Origin of the sequence: Embleya sp. NPDC008237 (genome assembly GCF_042956465.1) — a bacterium.
In the GTDB taxonomy this organism is placed as follows: domain Bacteria; phylum Actinomycetota; class Actinomycetes; order Streptomycetales; family Streptomycetaceae; genus Embleya.
In genome coordinates this window covers 148,311-174,065 of sequence record NZ_JBIBGL010000016.1, presented here as the reverse complement: position 1 = coordinate 174,065, position 25,755 = coordinate 148,311, and the positions used below count along the sequence as shown (strand labels likewise).

General features: G+C 73.0%; 18 protein-coding genes and 1 pseudogene. 12 read left to right on the top strand and 7 right to left on the bottom strand.

Annotation, left to right across the window (positions count from 1 at the left end):
* Nucleotides 1–72 precede the first annotated feature (72 nt).
* On the top strand, nt 73–990 hold the full coding sequence (locus tag ACFZBU_RS35155; RefSeq protein ID WP_391587782.1) for a S1 family peptidase: 918 nt from the start codon (nt 73–75) through the stop codon (nt 988–990).
* A gap of 23 nt (nt 991–1,013) precedes the next feature.
* On the opposite strand, the gene ACFZBU_RS35150 is transcribed toward ACFZBU_RS35155, so the two are convergent.
* Nucleotides 1,014–1,496: a peroxiredoxin gene (locus ACFZBU_RS35150; protein WP_391587781.1), complete on the bottom strand. Its 483-nt coding sequence runs from the start codon at nt 1,494–1,496 to the stop codon at nt 1,014–1,016.
* A 211-nt stretch (nt 1,497–1,707) separates the two neighbouring features.
* Between ACFZBU_RS35150 and ACFZBU_RS35145 the strand changes: the two genes are divergently transcribed.
* Both ACFZBU_RS35145 and ACFZBU_RS35140 read left to right on the top strand, forming a co-directional pair.
* Nucleotides 1,708–3,240 (top strand): ArnT family glycosyltransferase, encoded by a 1,533-nt coding sequence (locus ACFZBU_RS35145; RefSeq protein ID WP_391587780.1) that lies wholly within the window; start codon nt 1,708–1,710, stop codon nt 3,238–3,240.
* 100 nt (nt 3,241–3,340) lie between these two features.
* A complete protein-coding gene (locus tag ACFZBU_RS35140; protein ID WP_391587779.1) occupies nt 3,341–4,075 on the top strand; it encodes a GntR family transcriptional regulator in 735 nt (244 codons plus the stop codon).
* A 91-nt stretch (nt 4,076–4,166) separates the two neighbouring features.
* On the opposite strand, the gene ACFZBU_RS35135 is transcribed toward ACFZBU_RS35140, so the two are convergent.
* Nucleotides 4,167–5,051, bottom strand: coding sequence for a GntR family transcriptional regulator (locus ACFZBU_RS35135; protein ID WP_391587778.1), 885 nt, complete (start codon nt 5,049–5,051; stop codon nt 4,167–4,169).
* A gap of 470 nt (nt 5,052–5,521) precedes the next feature.
* Here ACFZBU_RS35135 and ACFZBU_RS35130 point away from each other — a divergent pair, with 470 nt between their 5' ends.
* Nucleotides 5,522–7,519, top strand: coding sequence for a hypothetical protein (locus ACFZBU_RS35130; protein ID WP_391587777.1), 1,998 nt, complete (start codon nt 5,522–5,524; stop codon nt 7,517–7,519).
* 205 nt (nt 7,520–7,724) lie between these two features.
* The gene (locus ACFZBU_RS35125) at nt 7,725–8,372 is read left to right on the top strand and encodes a TetR/AcrR family transcriptional regulator (RefSeq protein ID WP_391587776.1); all 648 of its coding nucleotides are present in this window, start codon (nt 7,725–7,727) and stop codon (nt 8,370–8,372) included.
* A gap of 166 nt (nt 8,373–8,538) precedes the next feature.
* Here ACFZBU_RS35125 and ACFZBU_RS35120 read toward each other — a convergent pair whose 3' ends face one another.
* Both ACFZBU_RS35120 and ACFZBU_RS35115 read right to left on the bottom strand, forming a co-directional pair.
* A complete protein-coding gene (locus ACFZBU_RS35120) occupies nt 8,539–9,300 on the bottom strand; it encodes a 3-hydroxyacyl-CoA dehydrogenase (RefSeq protein ID WP_391587775.1) in 762 nt (253 codons plus the stop codon).
* Nucleotides 9,301–9,415: 115 nt separating this feature from the next.
* Nucleotides 9,416–10,594 carry a thiolase family protein gene (locus tag ACFZBU_RS35115; protein WP_391587774.1) on the bottom strand — a complete coding sequence of 393 codons (1,179 nt, stop codon included), beginning with the start codon at nt 10,592–10,594 and terminating at the stop codon, nt 9,416–9,418.
* Between the two features lie 331 nt (nt 10,595–10,925).
* Between ACFZBU_RS35115 and ACFZBU_RS35110 the strand changes: the two genes are divergently transcribed.
* Nucleotides 10,926–11,543 carry a TetR/AcrR family transcriptional regulator gene (locus tag ACFZBU_RS35110; RefSeq protein WP_391587773.1) on the top strand — a complete coding sequence of 206 codons (618 nt, stop codon included), beginning with the start codon at nt 10,926–10,928 and terminating at the stop codon, nt 11,541–11,543.
* Between the two features lie 162 nt (nt 11,544–11,705).
* Complete coding sequence (locus ACFZBU_RS35105) at nt 11,706–12,524, top strand: DUF2127 domain-containing protein (protein ID WP_391587772.1); 819 nt, start codon at nt 11,706–11,708, stop codon at nt 12,522–12,524.
* Nucleotides 12,525–12,643: 119 nt separating this feature from the next.
* On the opposite strand, the gene ACFZBU_RS35100 is transcribed toward ACFZBU_RS35105, so the two are convergent.
* A complete protein-coding gene (locus tag ACFZBU_RS35100) occupies nt 12,644–13,573 on the bottom strand; it encodes an NADP-dependent oxidoreductase (protein ID WP_391587771.1) in 930 nt (309 codons plus the stop codon).
* Nucleotides 13,574–13,696: 123 nt separating this feature from the next.
* Between ACFZBU_RS35100 and ACFZBU_RS35095 the strand changes: the two genes are divergently transcribed.
* The 4 genes from ACFZBU_RS35095 (at nt 13,697) to ACFZBU_RS35080 (ending at nt 20,866) form a co-directional block, all read left to right on the top strand.
* Nucleotides 13,697–14,110 (top strand): winged helix-turn-helix transcriptional regulator, encoded by a 414-nt coding sequence (locus ACFZBU_RS35095; RefSeq protein WP_391587770.1) that lies wholly within the window; start codon nt 13,697–13,699, stop codon nt 14,108–14,110.
* A 197-nt stretch (nt 14,111–14,307) separates the two neighbouring features.
* On the top strand, nt 14,308–14,835 hold the full coding sequence (locus ACFZBU_RS35090; protein WP_391587769.1) for a sigma-70 family RNA polymerase sigma factor: 528 nt from the start codon (nt 14,308–14,310) through the stop codon (nt 14,833–14,835).
* Nucleotides 14,832–15,974 carry a hypothetical protein gene (locus ACFZBU_RS35085; RefSeq protein WP_391587768.1) on the top strand — a complete coding sequence of 381 codons (1,143 nt, stop codon included), beginning with the start codon at nt 14,832–14,834 and terminating at the stop codon, nt 15,972–15,974. Before ACFZBU_RS35090 ends, ACFZBU_RS35085 begins: the two co-directional genes overlap by 4 nt.
* A 233-nt stretch (nt 15,975–16,207) precedes the next feature.
* A complete protein-coding gene (locus tag ACFZBU_RS35080; RefSeq protein WP_391587767.1) occupies nt 16,208–20,866 on the top strand; it encodes an FtsK/SpoIIIE domain-containing protein in 4,659 nt (1,552 codons plus the stop codon).
* 122 nt (nt 20,867–20,988) lie between these two features.
* Here ACFZBU_RS35080 and ACFZBU_RS35075 read toward each other — a convergent pair whose 3' ends face one another.
* Together ACFZBU_RS35075 and ACFZBU_RS35070 are read right to left on the bottom strand one after the other, a co-directional pair.
* Nucleotides 20,989–21,288 (bottom strand): hypothetical protein, encoded by a 300-nt coding sequence (locus ACFZBU_RS35075; RefSeq protein ID WP_391587766.1) that lies wholly within the window; start codon nt 21,286–21,288, stop codon nt 20,989–20,991.
* 152 nt (nt 21,289–21,440) lie between these two features.
* Complete coding sequence (locus tag ACFZBU_RS35070) at nt 21,441–22,283, bottom strand: hypothetical protein (RefSeq protein WP_391587765.1); 843 nt, start codon at nt 22,281–22,283, stop codon at nt 21,441–21,443.
* 148 nt (nt 22,284–22,431) lie between these two features.
* On the opposite strand from ACFZBU_RS35070, the pseudogene ACFZBU_RS35065 reads away from it, so the two are divergent.
* Nucleotides 22,432–25,755, top strand: a pseudogene (locus tag ACFZBU_RS35065) (hypothetical protein); the annotation flags it as partial.

Here is a 25,755-nt window from a genome sequence, read left to right as displayed (position 1 = left end):
CCGCCGCTCGTTCGGGTGAGCGCGGTGCGGTTGACCTCCGTGCGCCCGGTGCCGGTCCCTACGGTGTCCGGCATGAAGCGGACCACCATGACGCGTTCGATGTTGTCGATGGCCGCAGCGTCCGCGCTCGTCCTGACCACGCAGGTCGGCCCGGCCACGGCCGATCCGCCCGCCGTCGGCTGCCTGGTCGACCGGCTGGACCAACTGCTCGCGCTGCGGCACCGGTTGGACGGGCTGGCCCTGGACGGCCGAGCCGGCGACAACCAGTACTGGTACGTCGACCATCAGCGCTGCACGCTCACGATCGCCAAGCTGCGCGGCGCCGCCGACCCGGCCACCTCGGCCTTCCTGCGCACCGCCCGGATGTTGCCCGCGTCGGTCGAGGTGCTCGAACTCCCCGCGCCGATCCGACCGCGGGTGGCCCGAGGACCGGCGGCCGGGCCCAACTCCCGCGCCGCGACCGGGTTCCACGGCGGCAGCACGATCTACAGCGGGCTCACCGGCACGGTCTTCATCTGCACCGCCGGCTTCAACGGCTACCGCCCGAACGCGACCGGTACGGCGGGCCATTGCGCCCGGGACGCCCCCACCTGGTACGACCGCACCGGCGCCCTCGTCGGCACCGTCGACCAGTACCGCTTCCCCGGCGGCGACTGGGCGGTCATCCCCGCGGCAGAGGGCCTGACTCCGACGGCCGACATCGTCGACGGCGACTCCACCACCGTGATCACCGGCTTCGCCGTGCCCCGGCTCCGTGACCGGGTCTGCGGCACCGGTGCCGCCAGTGGCACCCGGTGCGGCACCATCGACGCGACCGGCGTCACCGTCAACTACCCCGAGGGCGCGGTCACCGGCCTGGTCCGCAGCACCCAGTCCGGCGCCGCCGGCGACTCCGGTGGCCCGGTCCACATCGGCCCCACCGGAGTCGCCCTGATCAGTGGCGGCCCACCCGAAGGCGCCCCCACCTTCCTCCAACCCCTGAACTTCTGAACCTTCGGTCCGGGCACCGCCGCTCAGCCGCGGAGCAGTTTCAGTTGGGCCGTCAGGGTGTCCACGCCGCGATAGGTGAGGCCGACGAGGGCTACGTGCTTCCAGCGGAGGATGCCGTCGGCGTCGATGATGAAGACGGCACGGCGCAGCGCGTTGCTGCCCAGGCCGATGCCATAGGACTCGACCACCTTGTGGTCGGTGTCGGCGAGCAGCGGCATGCGCAGGGAGTGCTTGCGGGCGAACTTCTCGTGGCTGTCCAAGTCCTGCGGGCTGATTCCCCAGACGGTGGCGTCGAGGTCGGTGAACTGTTCGAAGCCGGAGGAGTACGAGCAGAGTTGCTTGGTGCACACCGCCGTGTCGTCGCCGGGGTAGAAGGCCAGCACGAGCGGACGACCGCGCTGTGCGGACAGGGTCAGCGATTCCCGGCGGACCTCGCCGTCGCTCAGGTGTACCGCGTCGAGGGTGAAGTCCGGTGCCGGGGCGCCGATCTCGGGGGTCTTGGACACGTCGTGGTCTCCTCGGGCGGGATGCGGCATGCGGCATGCAAAATGCCACATCCGGGATACGGGATGGAGTGGCGGTGCGGAGCGGCCGGGCTTCGCACCGCGACGTTACCCGTATGAAGAGGGCACGTCCCCTGTGGCCGGACAAGTTTCCTCCGCCGGACCTGCACGCGAGTCTCTGCCGTACCGACCCCGGATCCGGCACCATGACGTAATGAGCCGTGTGGAGAAACGCACGTCGACCGAACCACTGCTGCCCGCACCGGTACCGCCCGCCCTGCCGCCGCTCGCGAAGCGGCCGATCGCACTGATCGTGATCGCGGTCTTCGCGGTGCAGGCGGCGCTGTCCGCGCGCTATGGCTTCCATCGCGACGAGTTGTACTTCGTGGTGGCCGGTCGGCATCTCGCGTGGGGCTACGTGGACCAGCCCCCGCTCACGCCGCTGCTCGCCCGCGCGTCCGGCGAGTTGTTCGGGGACGAGCCGCAGGATCTGCGGATCTTCGCCGCGCTCGCGTGCGCGGCGACGGTCCTGGTCGTCGCGCTGATAGCACGCGAGTTCGGTTCCGGCCGGGCGGGCCAGTTGCTCGCCGCGGCCTGCGCGGCCACGTCCGGGATCGTGCTGGGCGTCGGCCACCTGTGGTCCACCGCGACCGTGGACATCCTCGCCTGGCTCATGGTGGCGTGGTTCCTGCTGCGCCTGCTGCGCACCGGCGACGGGCGTTGGTGGCTCGCGGTGGGAGCGGCCGTCGGCGGCGCGATGCTGAACAAGTACCTGGTCGGCTATCTCGTGGTGGCCCTGCTCGCCGGTCTGCTCGCCGTCGGCCCGCGCGAGGTGCTGCGCGGTCGCCTGCTCGGTGCGGGCATCGCGATCGCGGTACTGCTCAGCGCACCCGGCCTGATCTGGCAGGCCGGCCACGGCTGGCCGCAGTTCACCGTCGCCGGCGGGATCAGTACGGACGACGGCACCGAGAACCGGATCATGTTCGTCCCCCTGCAAATCGCCTACCTTTCACCGCTGTTCGTACCGATCTGGGTAGCCGGCGGGGTGCGGCTGTGGCGTTCGGCGGAGCTTCGCTGGGCTCGCGCGATACTGCCCGGATACCTGGTCCTGTGCGTCCTGGTGATCGGCTCGGGCGGCAAGTCGTACTACGCACTGCCGCTGCTCCTGGTGCTGGTCGCGGCCGGTTGCGAGCCGACCGTGCGCTGGGCCGCCTCCCGACCCGCTCGGCGGGTGCCGGTCGGTTCGATGCTCGTGGTCGCCACGGTCACCAGCGCGGTGATCTCGCTGCCGCTGCTGCCGGCCGGCCGGGTGAACGCGGTGAACGGGATCAACCCGGAGCAGGGCGAGCAGATCGGCTGGCCCGAACTGGCCGACGCGGCGGCGGTGGCCTGGGCGCGGATCCCGCCCGAACAGCGCGACCGGGCGGTGCTGTTCGCGGGCAACTACGGCGAGGCCGGCGCGCTCGACCGGTACGGCCCCGACCGCGGGCTGCCCAAGCCGTACTCGGGCCACATGTCCTTCGCCGACTGGGGCCCGCCGCCGGATCGCGCCGACGGTCCGGTGGTGATCGTCCGCGAAGGCGAAGTGACGTCCGGATACCGGGGCTTCGTCGGCTGCCGACTGGTCACCCGGGTGGACAACGGGGAGGGCGTCGACAACGAGGAACAGCACGCGGTGGTCGAACTGTGCGCGGGCACGGCGAAGCCCTGGTCGCGCCTGTGGCCGGAGCTGCGGCACTTCTACTGACCGGCCCGGGTCGACCCACCGCACCGGGATCGACCCGCGCACCGGACCGAATCGACGCGCGCCGGGATGCAACCGGCCGGTGAGCAGTGAGAGGAGTGTCATGGCGAATGCGAGTCCGCCCGGCTACTACCGCACCGGCGGTGAGGGTCGGCCCGGGTCGCTGACCGGCTCGGCGTACCGGGAGGTCCGGCGTCGGGTGCTGCACCTGGAACTCGCGCCCGGCGCCCGATTCACCGAGAAGGCGGTGGCCGGCGAACTGGGCATGAGCAAGACGCCCGTACACGAGGCGCTCGCCCTGCTCGCCGAGGACGGTTTCGTCGAGGTGCTTCCGCGCAGCGGATACCGGGTCTCCCGGGTCACCCTGCGCTCCGCGCGCGAACTGTTCGACCTGCATCGGGCGCTGGAGCAGGACGCGGCGGCCGCGGTGGCCCGGCGGCCGGCCGAGGTCGTCGCGCCGGTGGCCCGCGAGGGCGCGTGGGTGCGGGACGCGCGACCGGTCGAGGGCCCGGACGCGTGGCTGGACCGGTACACCCGGCTGCATCTGCTGCTCGGCGAGCTGGCGGGCAATCGACACCTGCGCCGCGCCCTGGGCGGAACGCTGCACGCACACCACCGGCTGCTCCGACTGTGCGTGGCCGCCGGCGGGCCGCACCTGCGCTCGATCGCGGGCGACGATGCGCCGTTGCTGGACGCCCTCGCAGCGGGCGACCCGAACGCGGCCCGGCACGCGGTACACACCCGGCTCACCGGATGCCGCGAGCGGGTGCTGGACGCACTCCTGTCCAGCGACGCCCTCCTGGACGTGAACATCGCAGGTCCCACACCCGGGCCTTGACCGAACTCGGCCGGCGCCGGTGCCGGGCGCGGGCTCGGCTCGCGCCCGGGCCCTGAACGAACTCGGCCGGCGCCGCCGTCGGGGCGCCGGCTCAGCTCGCGCCCGTGCGGAGCAGTGTGCCCAGGTCCAGGTCGAGCAGGTCGGCCGGCAGTTCGGGGGCACATTCGGCGCCGACCCTGCGGCCCAGGTGCGCGGCGACCGGCGGCACCAGCGCGCCGAACACGGCCGTGCCCAGCGCCCGGATGCCGTGCTCGACGGCGGCGGCCGCGGCCTCCTGGTCGCCCGCCGCCAGTGCCGCGCTCAGCGGCCCGTGGTCGGGTGCCGGCCAGGTCGGCTCGCCGAGTACGACGGCCAGGCACAGGTGGCGCAGTTGGTGGCGCAGCACGTACTCCTCGATCTCGGCGGCCCGCCCGTTGCCGGCCCGCTCGGCGAGCGCGGTGCCGAAGCCGAGCCACCCGAGCGGCGCCGACGCGACTCGGGCTCGCGCACGTACTCCGGCACCCACGGCGGGTCCGAGCGTCGACCCGACGTCCGGCCCGCGCCCCGACCCGACGCTCGGCCCGAGCCCCGGCCCGGACGCCCGATCCGCCGTCGAGGCCCCGCCCATCGCCGTGCGCCGCCACGCCCGTGCCGCCTCGTCCAGCCCGCGCAGCCCCTCCGCATCGCGCCGGCCGGCCGCCAGTCGGGCCGCCAACGTCTCGATCGTCAGGCGCAGTTCGAGCAGTTCCCGGATGTCGCGCAGGGTGACCGGCATGACCAGGTAGCCCGAATGCGGCGCGACCGCGACCAGGCTCTCGTGGGTGAGCAGGTTGAGCGCCTCGCGCACCGGCGTCTTGCCCATGTCCAGAGCGGTCGCCAGATCCCCTTCGCTGAACACCGTCCCGGGCAACATCTCCAGGCGCAGGATGCGGCCGCGGATCGTCTCCCGGGCGAGGGCGGTCCGGCTCTTGGTACGCGCTGTCGAGGTCGGCGTCATGTCCGGATTCTCCTCGGATCCCGGCCGCGATCGGTGTCGGCGACGAGGATCGGCGAAGATCGGCAAGCCGGTGCCGCGACCGGTTCACGGAACCCGGTGACCGGCGTATCGACCCCGACGCGGCCGGACACTCCCATGCCGCATGGGACTAATATCTCAGGCAGCCGGGTCGGCGACAAGGATGCGGGGGCGCTCCGCTCCCGGATGGTGCCCACGACGTGGGACCTCTGCCATCGCCACCGCCGACTCCTGCGATGATCCTCGCGACGAGGAAGGTGGTTTCGGATGACCCGCGCGGCCCGCACGCCGACCGGCGCCGATCCGAGGCGCGCCCGTGCGGTGATCGGCCTTTCTCCTCCGACTCGCGACCGGGCCTACCATCGGAAGCGTGTCGAGGGCTCCTCCGACCGCATCCGCGAGCCGCACCCGCACGCCATCCCCTCGGGACGAACGACCTTGGACATCGACATATGACCGCGTCGCAGCACACCCGATCCGCATCCCCCGTCACGCTCCTGCGGGAATGGCACGAGCGCACCGACGGCGCCGCCCTGCACGAGGCCCTGTTCCTCGGCCTGAACGTCGACCTGCCCTTCCTGGAGCGCGTCGCGGTCCCGCTCGCCCGTGGCCTCTCCGCCCGTGTCGCGATCTTCGGGGACGCCGCGCAGGAGGCGCACCACCCGCACGAGGTGCGCGGCGCCGGTCGTGACTACCTCTATGCACCCACCGTGTGTCCCGGTGGTCTGCGCGCCAGGCTGGTCGTGCTGCTCGGCGAGCACGCGTGCCGAATCGCGATCGGCGGCGGCACCCCGGCGCTGCCCGGCTGGGCGGGCGACGACCGGCTGTGGACGGTGGTGGAGACCGAGGACGACGCGTCCAACGCGCTGCTGGCCGACGTGGCCGACTGGCTGGACAAGCTGCCCGAACTCGACGGGGTCGCGATGGCCCCGTGGGCCGCCGAGTACCTGCGAGAGATCGCCGTGCTGCTGACCGAGCGGCACATCCTGGCCGACGAGACTCCCGGTCCCGACGCGCGGCTGCTGGACAACCTGGACCGCTCGCTGCTGGACCAGGTGCCGGCCGGCCCGGTGGACGAACTCCACGTGTACGCGCCGGCCGTGGACCCGGCGGGTGACACGCTGCGCGAGCTGATCGCGCGACTGGCCCCCGCGCGGGTGCTCTTGGGTGTGCACGAGAACTGGTCGGGCCACACCGGCGCGCTGCTGCGCTCCGCGCTCGGCGGTCGTCCCGCCGACGTGCTCGTACTGCCCGAACAGCGGCTGGTACACGGCCGGTTCGCGCAGTGGCGGATCGGCGACCGGTGGTTCGCGCTGACCGGCAACGCCGACCTGACCCGGGCCCGGTTCGCCGGCACCGCGGCGGCCGGCGGCGGTCTCGACCTCGCGGTGCGCACCGGGGGCGGTCCGGTTTTGCCGCTCGGCGACGGCCGGCCCACCTCACTCGCCGACCTGGACGCGCTGCGCGGCGTCGCGGTCGGCGCCGAACTCGTGCTGCTCGGCGCGCAGGCGGACGGCGCGGGGCTGCACGTGGTGCTGGCCGAGGCCGCCCGCGAGCCGGTCACGGTGAGCACCTCCGCCGACGGATCGCCGGGCTCCTGGCGGGAGTTGGGCGTCATCCCGAGCGGCGCGTCGAGCTCCGACTTCCCGCCCGCGGCGGGCTTGGGGCCGGCCGTGCGCGGCAGCTTCACGCGGGCCGACGGCAGCGTGGTCCACTCCGCCGCGGTCTTCGCGTACAGCCCGGCCGCCGCCGCGCGACCGAGCGACACCCGGCTCGCCGCCCGCCCGGAACCCGTGCCCCCCACCCCGCGGCCCGCGGCACCGGCGGCCGCGGTCGCGCCGCGGCCGGTCCAGGCCGCGTCCGCGCCGCCGGCCGCACCGACACCGGCGCCGCGCCCGCCGGCACCGACCCCCGCCCCCGCCGCGCCGCCTGCGCCGACCCCGACGCCTGCGCCGCTGTACGTGCCGTCCCACCTCGACCCGGAGCCGGTCCCGACCGCCCCCGCCGAGGACGGGCCGTACGCCGAGGCCATCGAGGAGTTCGCCGCACACGGCTGGGTCGCCGGCATCGAGGACGGGATCTGGCGGATCACCGGCTCGTTCGGCAACCCGGTCCCGATCGCGGCGGTGGCCGCGACCCGGCTGGCGCAGTACGGCGAGCCGGTGCTGATCCAGGCCGGCAACGAGCGCCGCTGGGCCTTCATGGCCTGGCACGCGCCCGACCTGACACTGCTGAACTGGCCCGCCCGGAACTGGCGCAGCTACCAGATACGTCCCCCGGCCGACCCCGAGTCGCGCTTCCGCGGCGGCGACCTGGCGAGCGTTCCGGGCCGGGTCGGTCCGCTCAACCGGCAGATCGGCGACCCGCCGCCGGCCCTGCTGCGGGTCCTGGACGAGGTCGGTATCGGCTTCGCCGAACTCGTCAAGACCCTGCAGCAGATCGGCGGCTGAGCGGCGGCACGAAGTACCGCGCCGCGCGGCCGGGTTCGGGGCCGGTTCGAAATCGCCGCAACCCGGGCACCGGCCGCGCCCCGGTACCGAGCGAGCGATCGTTAGACTGTCGCCACCCAAAAACGGCGACACCCGAAATAGCCACACCCAAGACGATGTGCCCCGGAGCGGCCGGAGCCCGTGTGCGGAATCAGGAGCCGGACCCATGGCGGAGCCACTCGCGGCGGATCTGCGCGCCGACGGCCACACCGACTGGCGCGCGTACGACCCGCTGCTGCTGCCGCCGATCCTGGCCGCCTCGCTCGCCGCGTTCGACGAGCACGGATATCACGGCACGACCGTGCGCGACATCGCCCGCCGGGTGGGCGTGACGGTGCCGGCGCTGTATTACCACTACCAGAACAAGCAGGCGCTGCTGGTCGAGTTGCTGATCGGCTCGATGAACGCGGCACTCGGTCGCTGCCGAGGCGCCCTCGCCGAGGCCGACGACGCGCCCACCGCGCGATTCGCCGCACTGGTCGAGTGCATCGTGCTGTACATGGCGAACCGCGCGCCGCTGGCCTTCCTGGACAGCGAGATGCGCAGCCTCGAACCCGACAACCGGGCCCGCTACATCGCCATGCGCGACGAACTCGAAGCCCTGATGCACGACGCGGTACGAGACGGCGTGGCCCTGGGCGAGTTCACCACCCCGTACCCGGTGGACGCCGGCCGCGCCGTCATCACGTGCTGCCAGGCAGTGGCCAACTGGTACCGCCCCACGGGCCCCCTGACCCCCCAACAAATCGCCAACCGCTACGTAACCATCTCCCTGGCCACAGTCGGCCACAAACCCAACCCACCCGGCCCTTGAGACCACTCAACCGACGAACGCTTGAGCCGAAGCAGCCCGGCCGGCGTTCGAGGCCACTCAGCCCCGCCGGCGCTTGAGGCGAACCCAGCCGACCCAACACCCAACACCGGCCGAACCAACTCCAGCCCGGCCGGCGTATGAGGCCAAAAGGCCCAGTGCCCAACGCCTACTTCGGCGCCATCCTGATCGCACCGTCGAGCCGAATCACCTCACCATTGAGCATCTGGTTCTCCACGATGTGCGCGACCAACGCCGCATACTCCGCCGGCCGCCCCAACCGACTCGGATGCGGCACCTGCGCACCGAGCGACGCCCGCGCGGCCTCCGGCAGCGCCCCCAGCAGCGGCGTCTCGAACAACCCGGGCGCGATCGTCATCACCCGTACGGCCAGACCGGCGAGGTCCCGCGCGATCGGCAGCGTCATCGCCGCGATGCCGCCCTTGGACGCGCTGTACGCGGCCTGCCCGATCTGTCCGTCGAAGGCCGCCACCGACGCGGTGTTGACGATCACCCCGCGCTCGCCGTCCACCGGCTCGTGCCCGACCATGCGCTCCGCCGCCAGCCGCAGCACGTTGAACGTACCGATCAGGTTGACGTTGACCACGCGCGCGAACAGGTCCAGCGGGAAGGCGCCCTGCCGCCCCACCGTACGGGCCGCGTTGGCCACGCCCGCGCAGTTCACCGTGATCGCCAGCGTGCCGTCCGCGTCCGCCGCGTCCACCGCCGCACGTACCTCGTCCTCCCGCGTGACGTCGCCGGCCACGAACACGGCCCGCTCACCGAGCCGTTCGGCCACCTCCTTGCCCTGTGACGAGGGCAGGTCGAAGAGCACGACCGACGCGCCCTTGTCGACGAGCAGTTCGGCGGTGGCCAGGCCCAGGCCCGAGGCGCCGCCGGTGATCAGGGCGGTGGTGCCTTCGATGCGCATCTATGTGTCTCCGTAACGATCAAAACGATCAAAGCGAGGTCGGCAATTCGGGGTGCCGGGCCGGAAACAGGGTGAGTCCGGATCGGCGGAAAACAGGTGGGCGGGTGCACAACCCTCAGAGGCGTTCGATGATCATCGCGTTGGCCATCCCGCCGCCCTCGCACATCGTCTGGAGGCCGTACCGGCCACCCGTGGACTCCAGCACCCCCAGCAGCGTGCTCAGCAGCCGCCCGCCGGACGCGCCGAGCGGGTGCCCGATCGCGATCGCACCGCCGCGCCGGTTCACCTTCTCCAAGTCGGCGCCCACCTCCGCCGCCCACGCCAACGGCACCGGCGCGAACGCCTCGTTGACCTCGAACGCGTCGATGTCGTCGATGCCCAGGCCGGCCCGTTCGAGCACCTTGCGGGTGGCCGGGATGATCCCGGTGAGCATCAGCAACGGGTCGTCGCCGGTCACCGCGAACGCGTGGAAGCGGGCCCGCGGGGTCAGTCCGAGCGCGGTCGCGCGCTCCTCGCTCATGATCAGCGCGGCGGAGGCGCCGTCGGTCAGCGGCGACGAGTTGCCCGGGGTGATCCGCCAGTCGATCTCCGGGAAGCGGGCACCCATGCCCTCGTCCACGAACGCGGGCTTGAGCCCGGCCAAACCCTCCTCGGTCGTGGCGGGCCGCACCGTCTCGTCCACCCGGTGCTCGCCGCCGGCGAGCGTGATCGGCACGATCTCCCGATCGAACGCGCCCTCGGCGGCGGCCTGTGCGGCGAGCCGGTGCGAACGGGCGGAGAAGCGGTCGAGCGCCGCCCGGTCCAGGTTCCAGCGGGCCGCGATCAACTCGGCCGAGTATCCCTGCGGGATCAGCCCCTCGGGGTAGCGCTTGCCGAGCAGTTCGCCGAACGGGTCGCCTCCGCGCGCGGCGAAGCCCATCGGCACCCGGCTCATCGACTCGACGCCGCCCGCGATCACGATGTCGTACGCGCCGGCGATCACGCCCTGCGCGGCGAAGTGCGCGGCCTGCTGACTGGATCCGCACTGCCGATCCACGGTCGTCGCCGGCACGCTCTCCGGGAATCCGGCGGCGAGCACCGCGTTGCGCGCGATGTTCAGCGACTGGTCGCCGGCCTGGGAGACACACCCCGCGATCACGTCCTCGACCAGCGCCGGGTCGAGGCCGTTGCGCTCGACCAGGGCACGCAGCGTGTGGGCGAACAGGTCGACCGGATGGGTGCCGGACAGCGCGCCACCGGGCTTGCCCTTGCCGGAGGCGGTCCGCACCGCGTCGACGATGACGGCTGTGGTCATGGGGCTTCGTCTCCTCGGATCCGCAAGGTTACTGAACGTTCGCTAAAGACATTCGACCCTCCGGCGCAACCCCTGTCAAGCATCGACCCGAGCACCACCGAACGTTGCCGGTCACGACACCGAGCACCGCGACGTGGGACCGAAGACAGGCCCTGGGCCGTGTCCGGTGGATCTTGGTGGATGAGGTCGCGTCGTCCGGTGCCGTGGCTCGGCGTGCCGGAGAAGCAGCCGCATAGTGGTTCCATTCGGCCGTTTCTCCGGTGCGGCGAGGCGCGGTGCCGGGCGGCGCGGCCCCACCAAGATCCGCCGGACACGGCCTAGGCTGAACTCCGTGACCAGCGCACCCGTACGCGAACCACGCCAGCACCGCAGTCGCGTCACCCGAGCAAAACTCCTGGACACCGCCGTCGAGGTGCTGGCCGAGGTCGGCTGGCTCGGCGGCACCGTGACCGTGGTCGCCGAGCGGGCGAGCGTCTCCCGGGGCGCGGTGCAGCACCACTTCCCCACCCGCGAGGACCTGTTCACCGCCGCGATCGATCACATGGCCGGCGACCTGTTCGCCCGGATACGTCTGGACGGGGCGCGGATCCCGCCCGGCCCCGCACACACCGAGGCGGTGGTCGACGCGCTCGTGTCGATGTTCCGGGGCCCGCTCTACCGGGCCGCACTCAACCTGTGGGTGGCCGCCGTGGAGGACGACACGCTGCGGGCCAGGGTGGCGCCGCTGGATCGGCGACTGTGCGCCGCGATGTACGACATGGCGGTCGACCTGCTCGACGCCGACGTGTCCCGCCCCGGGGTGCCGGCCGCCGTCGAAGGCACCCTGAGCCTGGCCCGCGGACTGGGCATCAGGGAACTGCTCACCGAGGACGAGGCGTGCCGGCGGGCGATCGTCCGGCAGTGGGCGATGCACCTGGACACCGTGCTGGCCGGCCGTACCCCGGCGTGATCCGGGCTCGTTCGGGCACATCCCGGCTCAGCCGGGCCGATCCGGCGTGATCGGGCCCCGGGCGGGCCGGCGGCCGTCATTTCACGCTTCGATGACCAATCCTTGATCCGCACCCGGCCAAATCCCGGACGGAACGGGATCCACGGGCCGTAACTTCACCGCGTGGACTGGAATCGACGGACCTGCGCCCGGCGCGGACACGAGACGTACGCTCCCGACGAACCGGCGTTGCGCGACCGACTGCACGCGAGCACACCGGTCGGCGAGGCGTGGCGCTGCCTGCGCTGCGGGGACTACGTGCTCGGCGAGGTCAAGGGCCGCGGCCCGGCCGGCGACGCGCCGACGGTGATGCGCGGGCGGGCCCTGCGCGACGTGCTGATCCTGCGCTTTCTGGCCGTCGAGCGGGCCGCGCGCGGCGTACTGATCCTGCTCGCGGCCTACGCGGTCTGGCGCTTCAGCAATTCGCAGGACTCGGTGCGCAGGTTGTTCGAGGACGACCTGACCGCGTTCCGGCCGGTGGCCGAGCACTTCCATTACGACCTGGACCACTCGCCGATCGTCGACTCGATCCGCAAGACCTTCGACTACAAGCACTCGACGCTGGTCTGGGTCGCCGTCGCGATGGTCGTCTACGCGGTGATCGAGATCGTCGAGGCGGTCGGTCTGTGGCTGCTCGAGCGCTGGGCGGAATACCTCACGGTGGTCGCCACCGCGGCGTTCCTGCCGCTGGAGGGCTACGAGATGCGCGAGCACGTGAGCGCGTTCAAGGTGGCCACGCTCGCCCTGAACATCCTCGCGGTCGTCTACATCATCGTCGCGAAGCGGCTGTTCGGGGTCCGCGGCGGCGCCGAGGCGTTCGAGCGCGAACGGCACAGCGAATCCCTGCTGGAAATCGACGAGGCGATCCACCCCGGGCCGCCGCGGCAGCCGTGGGAGGAGCACGTACACACGCCCAAGCCGCCGCACGCACGCACCCCCTGATCCACCCACGCGGGCCGGATCCCCACGGACCCGGCCCGCGCGATCCCGGCCCGGACTCGACCCACACGAAGCCGGCCCCTGGTTCGGCTCGGCCTACGGCCTCCGGGGCGCCCGTCCCCTCACGGCACCAGCACCCACCGCCCGCGCAGCCCGCCCTTCGTCGGCCGGGCGTATGCCTCGGCCGCGTCCGCGAGCGGGACCACCCCGGCCACCCGCGGGGTCAGCCCGCCCTTGTCGGCCAGCGCCGCGAGTTCGGCTGCCCGGGCACCGTCCGCGCGCACCCAGACGTGGTGCACCCGCGTGCCGCGCAGGGCCGGCGGCGCCGCGCCCGCGTTGAGCGCCACGAACGCCCCGCCTCCGCGCACCGCGTCCAGCGCGTCCGGGCCGAGCATCGCCGCGTCCAGCGCCGCGTCCGCGCCGCCCGGCACGATCGCCCGGATCCGGTCGGCCAGTTCCGGGCCGCGGGCCACGAACCACTCGGCGCCGACCCCGCGGAGGAAGTCCTCGTCCGCGGCGCCCGCGACCGCCACCACGCGCACCCCGCGCGCCGCCGCGAGTTCGACCGTGAAGCCGCCCACCGCGCCCGCCGCCCCGGTCACCACCAGGGTGTCCCCGGCCGCGAGGTCGAGCAGTTCCAGTCCCTGCCATGCGGTCAGCCCGTTCAACGGGATCGTCGCCGCCGCGACGGCATCCAGACCGGCCGGCAGCGGCCCGACCGCGTCCGCGTCCAGCACCACGAACTCGGCCTGTGCACCCGTCCGTACATCCAGCCGATCACGCAACCCGAGCACCGCGTCGCCGACCGCGAACCCGGTGACTCCCGCGCCGACGCCGGCCACCTCGCCGGCGACGTCCCAACCCAGGCCGAACACCTCGCGCGCGGGCACCAGGCCGAATCGCACCGGCGCACCCTCCAGCACCATCGAATCCACCGGATTCACCGCCGCCGCCGCGACCCGGATCCGCACCTGCCCCGGCCCCGGTTCGCGGTCGGGCGTGTCCACGACCTCGACCACGGGCGATCCGGCTCGGGCGACCACCGCACGCATGACACCACTCCCACGCTCTGCGTCGGGCCGGTCCGTCCGGCCCCTCGACCGCCAACCTACGAAGAGTTACTCTCCCTGGGTAAGCACGTACCCGAAAGTGCGTATGCCACCCGAAGGAGAGCCATGCCGACCCGTACCGCGGCCGAACGCCGCGCCCAGGCCCGCTCCGCGTTCGACGCGTACATGGCCGACTGCCCGGCCCGGCGGCTCCTGGACGGGATCAGCGACAAATGGGTGAGCCTGCTCGTCAACGCGCTGGCCGACGGCCCGCAGCGCTACAGCGACCTGTCCCGCCGAGTGGCCGGGGTCAGCCAGAAGATGCTCACCCAGACCCTGCGCAACCTCGAACGCGACGGCCTGGTCACCCGCACCGTCACGCCGTCCGTCCCGGTCCGGGTCGACTACGCGCTGACCCCGCTGGGCGAGAGCCTGCTGCCGCTGATGTCGGCCATCAAGTCCTGGGCCGAGCAGCACATCCCCGAGGTGGACCGGGCCCGCGAGCGCTACGACGCGCAGCACCCGCCGGCCATCGGCTGACCGGCCCGGTCCACGCACCGGGCCGCGGAATCGGCCGCCCGCGCAGGTACGTTCGGGCCGCACGACCTCGGGTCACCGAAGGTCCGCCAGAAGATCGCCGACTGTTCATTTTCCGGCCCGCCGAGGGTGTTTCCGGCTCCATATCGTGATCTTGACCGGCGGAACGGACGTCGGCCGAACTTCCGAGGAGCCCAGTCGTGTCGCCTGGCCGTGAGACCCACGAGCGCGAACGGCGGATCGAACTGCTGATGGCGGAGAGTGCGCCGTTGCGCAGGTATGTGAGCGGAATCCTGGGCGCCGACCTGCACACCGTCGAAGACGTGGTCCAGGAAACGCTGTTACGAGCGTGGGAGGCCGCGGACCGGCTGGACTGGGACGGCCGGCCGATCCGGATGTGGCTGTTCCGGGTCGCCCGCAACCTGGCCGTGGACGCCCGGCGCCGCAACCGGTCACTACCGGTGGGCATCGATCCGAGCGAGTTCACCGGATTGCCGACGGTGCCCGATCCCGCCGCGACGGTCGTGGATCGCTGCGTGCTCGTACGGGCGTTGCGCGCACTGGCCGCGCCGCACCGCGAGGCGCTCGCCCAGGTGCACCTGCTCGATCGCAGCGGCGCGGACGTCGCCCGCACCCTGGGGATACCGCGCGGAACGGTCAAGTCTCGTACCTACCACGGGATCGCGGCCATCCGTCGGGAGCCGGCCGCGATCGAGGAGAGCGGATGACGGGCTCCGAGGACCTCGCCATGCAGGTCGCCGGACACAACCTGACCACCCTGCTCGGCTATGCGGGGATCGTCGTCCTCGTCTTCGCCCTCGCGCACTGGGCCGCGATGCGGCGCGGCGGATGGCGCTTCGTCCGCCGCCGGCTGCGCCGGGAACTGGCGCTCACGGTGGCCGCGTTCGCCGAGCCGGTCGCCGCCCTCAGCCGGTATCGGCGGCGCCGCCGACTGCTGGTACGGGCGCTGCGCGGGCCGGACACCTGGGCCGACGCCGAGCACGCGCTGCGGCTCGCGGCCGACGTGGCGGCCGGTGCGCGTCCGTACGCGGCGCTGGTGGAGCGCGACGTGGTGGGCGTCCTGGTCACCTGCGGTCCGGAGCTGCCCGAGCCCGCCGAGCCGTGGGCGGTCGACGAACTCGACCCCCGGCTGTGGTGGATCGCGCGCACCGACCTGGAAGTGGGCACCGGTCCGGCCCCGTTGCCGGTCGCGATCGGTACCCGGGAGGACGCGGTGGTCTTCCTCGACCTGTCGGCCGGTCCCCGCGTGCTCGCGGTGTCCGGCGAGCGGCGCGGCGCGCGGGCCACCGTACAGGCCCTGGCGGCCCAGCTCGACGCGCGGCTGCCGGCGGGCGCGGTCACCGTCGCGGACGGCATCCACCCGCGGCATGCCGGGCCGAGTACCGCCGAGGCGTTCACCCTGGCGACCACCGCCGCGTCGAGCCGCCGCCATCCGCAGGTCGTGGTGTGCGCGGACACCCCCGATGTGCCCGCCTCCTCACCGGTGTCGGTGCTGACCCTGGGTACACCGCGCGGCCACGCCCGGCTGTTGGCGGTGTCCCCGACCGGCGCCCTGCTCGTACACGGCACCCCGCTGCGGGTGGACGCCCGTCCGCTGCCGCGCGCGGTCGCCGCGACGGTGTGGCAACTGCCGCCGTGGTCCACGGAGGACGCCGCGCACCCGGGCCCGATGGCGGCCGATCCGGACCTGGATCCGGTTCCGGAGGCGGCAACCCACGCACCGGCCTCGGCCTCGGGTTCGACGCCGGGCGCGACCCCGGCCGAGCCGGCCCCGCCGGCCCCGCACGACGATTTCGACGAGCCCGCCGACACCGACAAGCCGAGCGGCGTCTCCGTCGACGTGTGATCCCGCGCGGCGTCGCACCCGCCGGGAATCCCGTCGGGCGAGCCGTCGGGGCCCGGTGGTGAACCGTCCCCACGCCGGACGGGCCGTTGATCGGCCCGTCCGGCGTTCGGGTCCTCTCCGGCGGATCCCGGTGGGGCAGCGCCGTCGTGATCCGCCGGGCCGAACCTCCCGTGTGCCATCCCAGGCCGCACCCCCGGCCGTAAATCCCCGCCCACCCCCAGGAGCACGCCAACGTGAGACTCACCGTCACCACCGTGGACGCCGCGGACGGTCTGCGCCGCGACCATCTCGTGGACCTCCCGCCCGGGAGCATCGTGGCGGACCTCGCGACCGCCGTGCGGCGACCGACCGCCCCCGTCGAGGCCGGCCCCGACGGGCGCGCGCCCGAGTTGGGCGCGTTCCTCGACGGCGAGGCGCAGACCGACGGGCAGGCCCTCTACCTCGGCGACACCGCGCTGGACCCGCACGCTCCGCTGACCGTCTCCGGTATCCACGAGGCCACCGTCCTCGGCCTGGGTGCACCGCCCGCCGAGCCCGATCGGGTGCGCGCTCCGCGGCATCCCTTCGATCCGCAGACCCTGGTCCAGGTGCACGCGGTCTCCGGCCCCTACACCGGTCGGATCTGGCCGTTGGGCCCGGGCAGCCACGAGATCGGCGCCGACGAGGGTTGCGCGATCCGGCTGCCGGTCGCCGGCGTTCCGGCCCGCGGCCTGTGGGTGACGGTCTGCCCGGACGGCTCGGCGTACTGGCATCGCACCGTCCCCGACGACGGCGCGGTGCACGGCCGCGAGGTCGCGCCGCCGCCCACCGACGCGATCACCGCCGCCGCGGCGCTGCCGCGCAAGCACGAGGAACGGGTCCTGGAGGACGAGCGCGAGGCGGACCTCAAGGTGGAGCGGGAGAGCGCCCGGATCGCCCCGCCCGAGGAGCCGGTGGTCCGCGTCCCCGCGCCGCCGGGCACGCCCTGGCCGCAGGAGGCCGACCTGGTCGTCGGCCCGTCCCTGCTGCGGTTGTCCGGGCCCGTCGAGGCGGACGCCGACGTCACGCCCTCCGACGACGGCGTCGGGCTGGACTACAACCGGCCACCCCGGATCGCCCCGCACCTGGACGCGGAGAAGATCCGGCTGCCCTCGCCGCCGCTGGAGCCGAACCGGTTGCCGTTCCCGCTGCTGGTGATGATCGCGCCGCTGGTGATGGGTCTGGCGATGGTCGGGTTCTTCCAGTCGTACTTCTATCTGATCTTTTGCATCATGAGCCCGCTCATGGCGATCGCGAACTGGATCTCCGGCCGCCGCGGCAACCGGCTCAAGCACCAGCTCGACGGGGTGCAGTATCGGCGCCGGTTGCGCGTCCTGCACGCCGACATCCGCACCGCCGTGCGGCGCGAGCGCATCGTCCGGGGCGAGGTCGGCCCCGACCCGGCCGCGGTCGCGCTGATCGCGACCGGCCCGGGCAGCCGGCTGTGGGAGCGGCGCCGGCGCGACGCCGACCACCTGGTACTGCGGATCGGCACAGTGGATCAGCCTTCGGTCAAGGAGGTCGAGGACCCGGCCCGGGACGAGCATCACCGCACCGCCCGCTGGACGTTGCCGGACACCCCGATAGGCGTCGAGATCGCCGACCACGGCGTGCTCGGGGTGGCCGGCCCCAGCGAACCGATCCAGGCGCTGGCCCGCTGGCTGGTGATCCAGTCCGCCGTCCTGCACAGCCCGCGGGACCTGCGCGTGGTGGTGTTGACCGATCCCGATCGGGCCGCCGGCTGGGCCTGGGTGCGCTGGTTGCCGCATCTGCGCCCGCAGTCCGGCTCGGCCGCGCCGGTCGTGCTGCTGGGCACCGACCCGGAGTCCACCGCCAACCGGATCTCCGAACTGGTCGCGCAGATCCAGGGCCGCCGGCGCAGCATGGGCTCGTCGATGGGCCAGGCGATGTTCAGCGGCCCCGACATCCTGGTGATCGCGGACGGCGCCCGGCAGTTGCGTGAGGTGCCCGGCATGGTCCAGGTGCTCACCGAAGGCCCGGCGGTTCGGGTGTTCAGCGTCTGCCTGGACGAGCAGGAGCGGCTGCTGCCCGAGGAGTGCGCCGCCGTCGTGCTGGCCACGGGTCGGCATCTGACGGTGCGCCAGACCGGCCTGCCCGACATCGCGGACGTGCGGGCCGACCACGTGGACGCCTCCTGGTGCGAGCAACTGGCCCGCTCCCTGGCGCCGTTGCGCGATGTCAGCCCCGAACACGACAGTGGCCTCCCGCAGACCGTAAAGCTGCTCGACCTGGTCGACGCCGAGCCGCCGAACGCGGCCGATTTCCAAGCTCGCTGGGCCCGCCGACCGGCCTCGACCACGTTCACCCTGGGGGCCGGCTACGACGGGCCGGTGCGGATCGACCTGGTGCGCGACGGCCCGCACGGCCTGATCGCGGGCACCACCGGCTCGGGCAAGTCCGAGTTGTTGCAGAGCTTCGTGGCGGCGCTCGCGGTGGCCAACCGGCCGGACGAGCTGACCTTCGTCCTGGTCGACTACAAGGGCGGCAGCGCGTTCAGCGAGTGTGCCGAACTCCCGCACACCCTGGGCATGGTCACCGACCTGGACGAGCACCTGGCCACCCGGGCACTGGACTCGCTCGCCGCGGAACTGCGGCGGCGCGAGCACCTGTTGGCGGAGGTCGGGGCCAAGGACCACCCCGAGTACCGGGGCAAGCGCACCGCCGACCCCGCGCTGGCACCGCTGCCTCGACTGATCCTGGTGATCGACGAGTTCGCCACCCTGGTCCGCGAGGTGCCCGACTTCGTCGCGGGGCTGATCAACATCGCCCAGCGGGGTCGCTCGCTCGGCATCCACCTGGTGCTGGCCACCCAGCGACCGGCCGGGGTGGTCACCGGCGACATCCGCGCGAACACCAACCTGCGGATCGCCCTGCGGGTGACCGACGCCGGCGAGAGCCAGGACATCATCGACACCGCCGAGGCCGTGCACATCTCGGCCGGCACCCCGGGCCGGGCGCTGATCCGCACCGGACACAACGCGGCCGTGCCGTTCCAGGCCGCGTGGGTGGGCGCCGAGCGGCCGATCCCCGGCCACGGCCCCGTGACCGGCCCGACCCGGTCGGTGCGCGCCACCGAACTGACCCTGGCCGGCCTCGGCCGCCCGGCGTCGCTGCCGGCCGTCGACGAGGGGCCGGACACCACGGACGCACCCCACCCGACCGACCTCAACGCGCTGGTCCTGGCCCTGCGCGAGGCCGCCGCGACGCTGCCGGACTACACCCCGCAGCCCAGCCCCTGGTTGCCGGCGCTGGCCGAACGGGTGCTGCTGGACGACCTGCCGACGGTGGAGCGGGCCGACACCGGCGCGTCCGACACCTGCCCGCCGCCCATCCCCTACGCGCTGGAGGACGTCCCGCAACTCCAGGAGCAGCGGGTGACCACGATGGACCTGGCCACGTTCGGCCACCTGTACGTGATCGGCTCGCCCCGCTCGGGCCGCACCCAGGTGCTGCGCACCCTCGCGGGCGCCGCGGCGGCCACGGCGAGTTGCGCCGACGTGCACCTGTACGGGATCGACGCGGGCGGCGGCGGGTTGGCCGCGTTGGAGGCCCTGCCGCACTGCGGCGCGGTGGTCTCGCGGCACGACATGGAGCGGATGGGCCGGCTGCTGGGCCGCCTGGTGCGCGAGTTGACCGAGCGTCAGGAACGGTGCAGTGTCCACAACGCCGCCGGGCTGGTGGAGCTGCGCCGGATGCTCCCGGCGGCCGAGCGACCCGCGCACATCGTGGTCCTGCTCGACGGCTGGGACGCGCTGGTGGGACTGCTCGACGACCACGACGGCGGCCGGCTCGTGGACGACGTGACGCGACTGCTGCGCGAGGGCGCGGCGGCCGGCATCCACTTCGTGGCGACCTCCGAACGGGCGCTGCTCGGCGGCCGGTTGGCCGCGCACAACGACCACAAGCTGCTGCTGCGCCAGGTGGATCGCACCGACTACCAGATGGTCGGCATGCCGCTGCGCAAGGTGCCGGCGGTGATCCCGCCCGGTCGCGGCTGGCACGTGTTGTCCCAGACCGAGAGCCAGGTCGCGCTGCTGGCGCCCGACCCGAGCGGGCAGGAGCAGGCCGAGGCGCTGCGCCGGATCGGCGCGGAGGCGACCCGCCGCGATGCCGGGCTGCCGCGCGAGCGCATGCCGGTGCGGATCCCGACCCTGCCGCGGGTGGTCGAGTTCGCCGCCGCGTACGAGCAGGTGCCGACCGCGGCCCGTCGTCCGATGTGGGGGCTGCTGGGCATCGGCGGGGACAGTGCGGAGCCGGTCGGCGTGGACTTCGCCGGCAAGTCGGTGTTCTGCGTGATCGGGCCCTCCGGCACCGGGCGCAGCACCACCCTCGCGTCGTTGTCGGTGTCGCTGCTCGCGGGCGGCACCTCGCTGCTCGTACTGACCCCGCGCGAATCACCGTTGCGCGCGCTGGCGCAACATCCGCAGGTGCGCCTGCTGACCGAGGAGGATCCCGCAGCCGAGGACGTCGAGCGTGCCCTGGAGGAGTTGTCCGGCCCGCGCGTGGTGGTCGTCGACGACGCCGAACTGCTCGGGATGCCCGCCGCCGACCGGGTCCTGCGCGACCTGGCGGTCGCCGGGCGGGACCGCGGTCAGGCGTTGCTGTACGCGGGTTCCTACGACGCCCTCCAGGTGGCGATGGGCAGTTGGCTCAGCGCGGCCCGGCGCGGCAGCCGCAGCGGGATCCTGCTCGCGCCGAAGAACCTCCAGGAGGGCGACATGATCGGCGTCCGGCTCCCGACGAACGTGGTGCGCGTGGCGCCGCCCGTGCCCGGCCGGGGGTGGACCGCGGGTCCGGGGGGCATGCCGATGTCGGTGCAGGTGCCGCTGACGGTGTTGCGGTCGGTCGGGTAGCCGGCGGCGCCGAACCACCCCGCGCGTGACACGAATTCGGGCCGCATCCCCAAGGGGTGCGGCCCGAATCGTGGTGGGCGGGCCCAACTGAGTACCGAGGCCCGCCCGATGGTGCCGGAGGCTCAGTTCTTCTTGAGGTTCTTCGCCATCTCGACGTCCATCTCGTGCATCTGCGTGCGGATCTTGGCGAACATCTCGGAGAAGATCTGGATGCCGTCGATGGCGGCGGTCAGGCTGGTGTCGAACTTGGCGTACGCGTCGCGCATGGCCGGGCTCGACTCCTTGAAGACCATGCCGTTGTCGAGCAGCCCGTTCACGTCGCCGAGCAGGGTCTTGATCATCGGCGTGATCGTCTCGCGAGCCTTGTTGAGCTTGCCGGCGACCTCGTCGATCCGGCCGAAGTCGAGTGCGATATCGGGCATGGGTTCCTCCTGGGGAGATCGGCTCACCGCAGGGGTGGGCGAACCGGGTCGGGAACTGCGGGGGTCGGGTGCAGCGGATCGCGCGATGCGGGGATCACCCGATGCCGGGATGAGGCAGTCGGGGGCTCGACGCAGGCGGGCGTCGAGGGGGCTCAGTCGCGGCGCGGGATGCGGCCACCACCGCCGCCGCCACCGCCCGGGGGAACGGGCTTCTCCGGCGGCTTGGGGGTGACGTCCTTCCATTCGTGCTTGCCGTCGACGCGCGTGTAGAGGTGTGTCTTGCCTTCGGAGTCGACCACCGTCTGGGTCCCGCCGCCGTCCTTGTTCAGGTGCGTCTCGGTGGTGGTCACGCTGCCGTCGGCCGCGGTGGACACGGTCTTGTAGTTCAGCCGGTCCGAGTCGTAGGTGGTGACCGACGTGTAGGTCTGACCGTTGGAGGTGACCTTGGTCTCCTCCTTGATCACGTTCCCGTTGGCGTCCAGGGTCAGATGGGTCTCGATCCGGCCGCCGTTGGGCGTGGTGATCACCTGGTCGAGCGGCGGCTTGTCGCCGGGGTCCTGGGCCTTGCAGAACTCCGGGAAGGTGCCGTCGGGGCCCGGCGTGGCGCACTCGGACAGGTGCTCCTGCTTGTACTTCCAGGCGCTGACCTTGTTCCGCCACTCCTCCAGGCCCATGGTCGCGCCCATCACCCCCATGCCCTCGGTGATCTGTGCGTCGGCGTTGAAGTAGGCGTCGCCGACCTTGCCGAAGCAGTCGCCGAGCTTCTTGAGCAGGTCCTCGGCGCGGGTCATCGGGCCCGCGGACAGCCGGTACAGGCTGCGGAACGCACCGGTCAGCGTCGGGTCGCCGAACACCGCCTGGGCGTCGGTGTAGCCGCCCTTGCCCAGGGTGGCGAAGTCGCTGGACTTGAGCGTGGGCGAGATCCGCTCGGCCAGGTCGTACAGGTCCTTCTTGGCCTCGCTCAACGTGCTGTAGTCCAGCGCGAAGTCGATCACGTCCGCTCCCGTCGGGCAGCGCGGATCCACCGGCCGGATCCGTCGCCGTGACCACGCCGGGGCGACCCGCGCGGTTCATTGAACCGCGCAGCCGGTCCCGGCGTGGTCCCGGCGAGGTCCGGCGAGCACGGCGAGGAGACGACGGGTCATGGGCAATCGCCCCACCGACTGGAACGCGATCGGCTTGAGCACCGATCCCACCCCAGGCGACCCTGTCCGACTGCGTGCCCTGGTCACCTCGATGGAGAGCCTGGGTCGGGTCGCCCGCGAGATCGACGACGCGTTGAACTCGGTGCTGGACAAGACCGGCACGGGCGCCTTCGTGGGGCAGACCGCCGACGCGCTGCGGGACAAGATCAGCGGCCCGCTCCGGGAGTTCGTGCAGAGCATCGCCGACGCGTTCGAGAACTCGGCGAAGTCGATGCGCACGTACGCGGACGTGATGGAGGCTCAGCAACGGGTCGCCGACACCGCGTTGAGCAACGGCCGGGACCTGGCACCGGAGGACCCGCAACGCGCTCATTTCGGGACGACCGCGCGCACCGCGGGCACCACCCAGCGCACCCAGGCCGAGGCCACGGCCAAGGTCGTCAACAGCGCGGCCACCGGGATCAAGCAGCCGGTGACCGACTGCGACCTGTTCTGGGAGGCGTTCAATTGGCTGGCGATCATCCTGATCCTGCCCGCGCTGTTGTTGGGCGGCCCGCTCGCGCTGCTGGCGATCGGGATCAACCTGGTCCTGTTCGTCAAGACCGCGGTGGATGTCGCGAACGGCAAGGCCGGGCTGCTCGACCTGTTCCTGGCCGGACTGGGGATGATCGCGCCGACCACCAAGGGCCTCAACCTGCTGAAGTTGTTCAAGGACGGGGCGAAGTTCGTCTGGGACAAGGGCCTCAAGGCCTTCGCGCAGGGCGCGTGGGGCGCCCTCAAGGGCACCTTCAAAGCGGGCGCGTTCCGCTCGTTCGCGTTCATCCCGGGCTTCAAGGACTTCGCCCGACTCGCGGGCGGCTGGGTCAAGTCGGGCGCCCTGTGGGTGGGCGCGGCCACGCTCAAGCTGCCGTCCTGGGTCGGCTCCGCGCTCGGCAAGGGCGGCCTCGCGGTGATCAACGGCTTCAAGGCGGTGCCGGCCCTGTTCCGCGGCCTGCCGGGCCTGGTCAAGGGCGCCGCGGGCAGCACCTGGAAGTTCCTCAAAACCGAACTCGGCGGCACCAAGTGGCTACGGCTGATCCTGCCGGTGGACGCGGCCGAGATCAGCCGGTTCGGCCTCAAGCGCGCGCTGCAGATCGGCTTCTACGAGCGCGGCGTGCTGGGCAAATTCCGCTACGCCTCACCGCTGCTGAGCGCGGGTGGGCGCGGCCTGGGTCAGATCCCGACGCCGCCGCCGCTGCACGGGGTGGGCGCGCTGCCCGAGATGTCGCTGGACAAGCTGGCGCAGATCCGGGCGGGCGACTGGTCCGGGTTCGGCGCGAACGAGCTTCGGCTGAACAGCCTGGACCTGCCGACGAATCTGACCGTCACCTCGCCGGGCGGCCTGCACATCCCCACCTCGTTCGGCGAGGTGATGCAGTTCGCACCGGACGCGGTGCGCCGGATGGACGCGCTCCTGGACATCGGCGCGCGCGATCTGAAGATGGTGCAGATCGGCGACTGGGCCAAGTTGCCGACGCCGGCGGGAAGTTCCCGACTGGAACTCGACGCGGTCGGCTCGGTCGGCCGGCTCACCCCGACCACCGGCACGGCCGGTGCGGTGTCCGCCCTGCCCGGCCCGTCCGCGCTCCCGGGCATCGCGCACACCCCGTCCCCGGTCTCGCTGTCCGCGCTCGACCTGGTCCAGACCGGGGCCGTACACCGGCCGAACCTACCGTCCCCGATCACCGGCACCGTCCCGGGCGGCGGCGCCGGCATCCCACACCTGGCCAACCCGAGTCTGAGCACCCACGGGTTGGCCGCGCCGAGCCTGCCCGCGTCCGGTATGACCAACCACGTCCTGCCGGCGCCGAGCCTGCCCGCCTCGGGCCTGACCAACCACGGCCTGACCGGCCCGGGGCTGCCCGGCCACGGCACGCCCGGCCCGCACGTGGAGGTCGGGCCGACCGGGTTCGGTACGCCGACGAGCCTGTCCGCGCCGTCCCCGTCGGCCCTCGCGGGCGGCCCGGCGCCGACGGCGTTGGTCCCGGACCACGCCGGAAACGCGCTCAACCTGCTGGATCACGGCCGGCCGGCGCCGCTGCGCCCGGACTCGCCCGCCAACGCGGGCGCGCTTCCCTCCGCGCCGCCGCCGCACGGACCCGGCAGCGGCGCCGAGTTGCGCCCCGGCGCGCCGAGCACGAACCCGGTCGCCGTCGCGCCGACGCCGGCGACGACCGGCGGCGGCCTGGCCGGCCCGGCCAACCGGCTGTCCCCTTCCCAGCTGGAACAACTGTGGAAGAGCGACGCGGACCGGATCGGCGCGCTGTTCGGCAAGGCCGACGATCCGCTGCGATCCGGCCGCATCGAGGCCTGGCGCGACCTGGCCTCGGCGCGGACCGAACTGGGCCGGGCCCAGCAGGTGTTGCACGACCTGGAGATCCGCCCCGGCGGGTCCTCCAAGCCGTCTCCGTTCGAGCGCGACGCCCGGATCGCGGTGGACCACGCCTCGACCAAGGTGGAGAACGCCCTCACCCGGCTGGATCAACTGGGCATGGACCCGGCCCGGATCGACCGCAACCTGGCCCGGGCACAGGCGGAAAGCCTGTTGGAGCGCCCGAGGCTGGTCGGCGGGAGCGGGCACGACGTGGTCGGCGGCGGGTCACCGGCGCTGCCGACGACGGCCGTGGCCGGGAGCGTCCCGCCGCCGACCGCGATCACCGCTCTGCATGTCGGCCTCGACTCGGTCGGGCTCGACAATGCGGCGATCCGCACGACGGTGAACGACGGCTACCGGGTCACCGACCCCGCGACCGGCCACTCCATCCGGTACGACGACGGGGGCACCGTCGTCGACGAGGGACTCGCCCTGCACTCACCGGGTGAGCCCCGGTTCGTCGTCGACAACGGCACCGGTCATCCCTTCCTCACCGACGTGCACGGCAACCCCGTCACCGGCGTCGAGGTCACCGTGGTGCGGGGCGGCTACCGGGTCACCGACCCCGCCGGCGGCCACAGCATCCGCTACCGCACCGACGGCGCCATCGCCGATCAGGGCATCGCGCTCGGCGGGACCGGCGCACCCCGCTTCGTGGTCCACAGCGACGTCCGGCCTCCGGTCCTGACCAACGCGCACGGCAAACCGATCACCGACCACACCCTCACCACGATCCCCGACGGCTATCGGGTCACCGATCCCGCCGGCGGCGGGTCCGTCCGGTACGGCGGCGACGGCCGCATCGCCGAACGCGGCATCGCCCTCCAGGGCGCCGGCGAAGCCCACTTCGTCGTCCCCGGCGAACACGGCCCCGTCCTGACCGACGTACACGGCAACCCCGTCACCGAC

Bases quoted from the DNA above. Each gene is read 5' to 3' on its own strand.
- ACFZBU_RS35155 (WP_391587782.1), top strand. From the start codon at position 73: ATGAAGCGGACCACCATGACGCGTTCGATGTTGTCGATGGCCGCAGCG.
- ACFZBU_RS35145 (WP_391587780.1), top strand. From the start codon at position 1,708: ATGAGCCGTGTGGAGAAACGCACGTCGACCGAACCACTGCTGCCCGCA.
- ACFZBU_RS35140 (WP_391587779.1), top strand. From the start codon at position 3,341: ATGGCGAATGCGAGTCCGCCCGGCTACTACCGCACCGGCGGTGAGGGT.
- ACFZBU_RS35135 (WP_391587778.1), bottom strand. From the start codon at position 5,051: ATGACGCCGACCTCGACAGCGCGTACCAAGAGCCGGACCGCCCTCGCC.
- ACFZBU_RS35130 (WP_391587777.1), top strand. From the start codon at position 5,522: ATGACCGCGTCGCAGCACACCCGATCCGCATCCCCCGTCACGCTCCTG.
- ACFZBU_RS35125 (WP_391587776.1), top strand. From the start codon at position 7,725: ATGGCGGAGCCACTCGCGGCGGATCTGCGCGCCGACGGCCACACCGAC.
- ACFZBU_RS35120 (WP_391587775.1), bottom strand. From the start codon at position 9,300: ATGCGCATCGAAGGCACCACCGCCCTGATCACCGGCGGCGCCTCGGGC.
- ACFZBU_RS35115 (WP_391587774.1), bottom strand. From the start codon at position 10,594: ATGACCACAGCCGTCATCGTCGACGCGGTGCGGACCGCCTCCGGCAAG.
- ACFZBU_RS35100 (WP_391587771.1), bottom strand. From the start codon at position 13,573: ATGCGTGCGGTGGTCGCCCGAGCCGGATCGCCCGTGGTCGAGGTCGTG.
- ACFZBU_RS35095 (WP_391587770.1), top strand. From the start codon at position 13,697: ATGCCGACCCGTACCGCGGCCGAACGCCGCGCCCAGGCCCGCTCCGCG.
- ACFZBU_RS35085 (WP_391587768.1), top strand. From the start codon at position 14,832: ATGACGGGCTCCGAGGACCTCGCCATGCAGGTCGCCGGACACAACCTG.
- ACFZBU_RS35075 (WP_391587766.1), bottom strand. From the start codon at position 21,288: ATGCCCGATATCGCACTCGACTTCGGCCGGATCGACGAGGTCGCCGGC.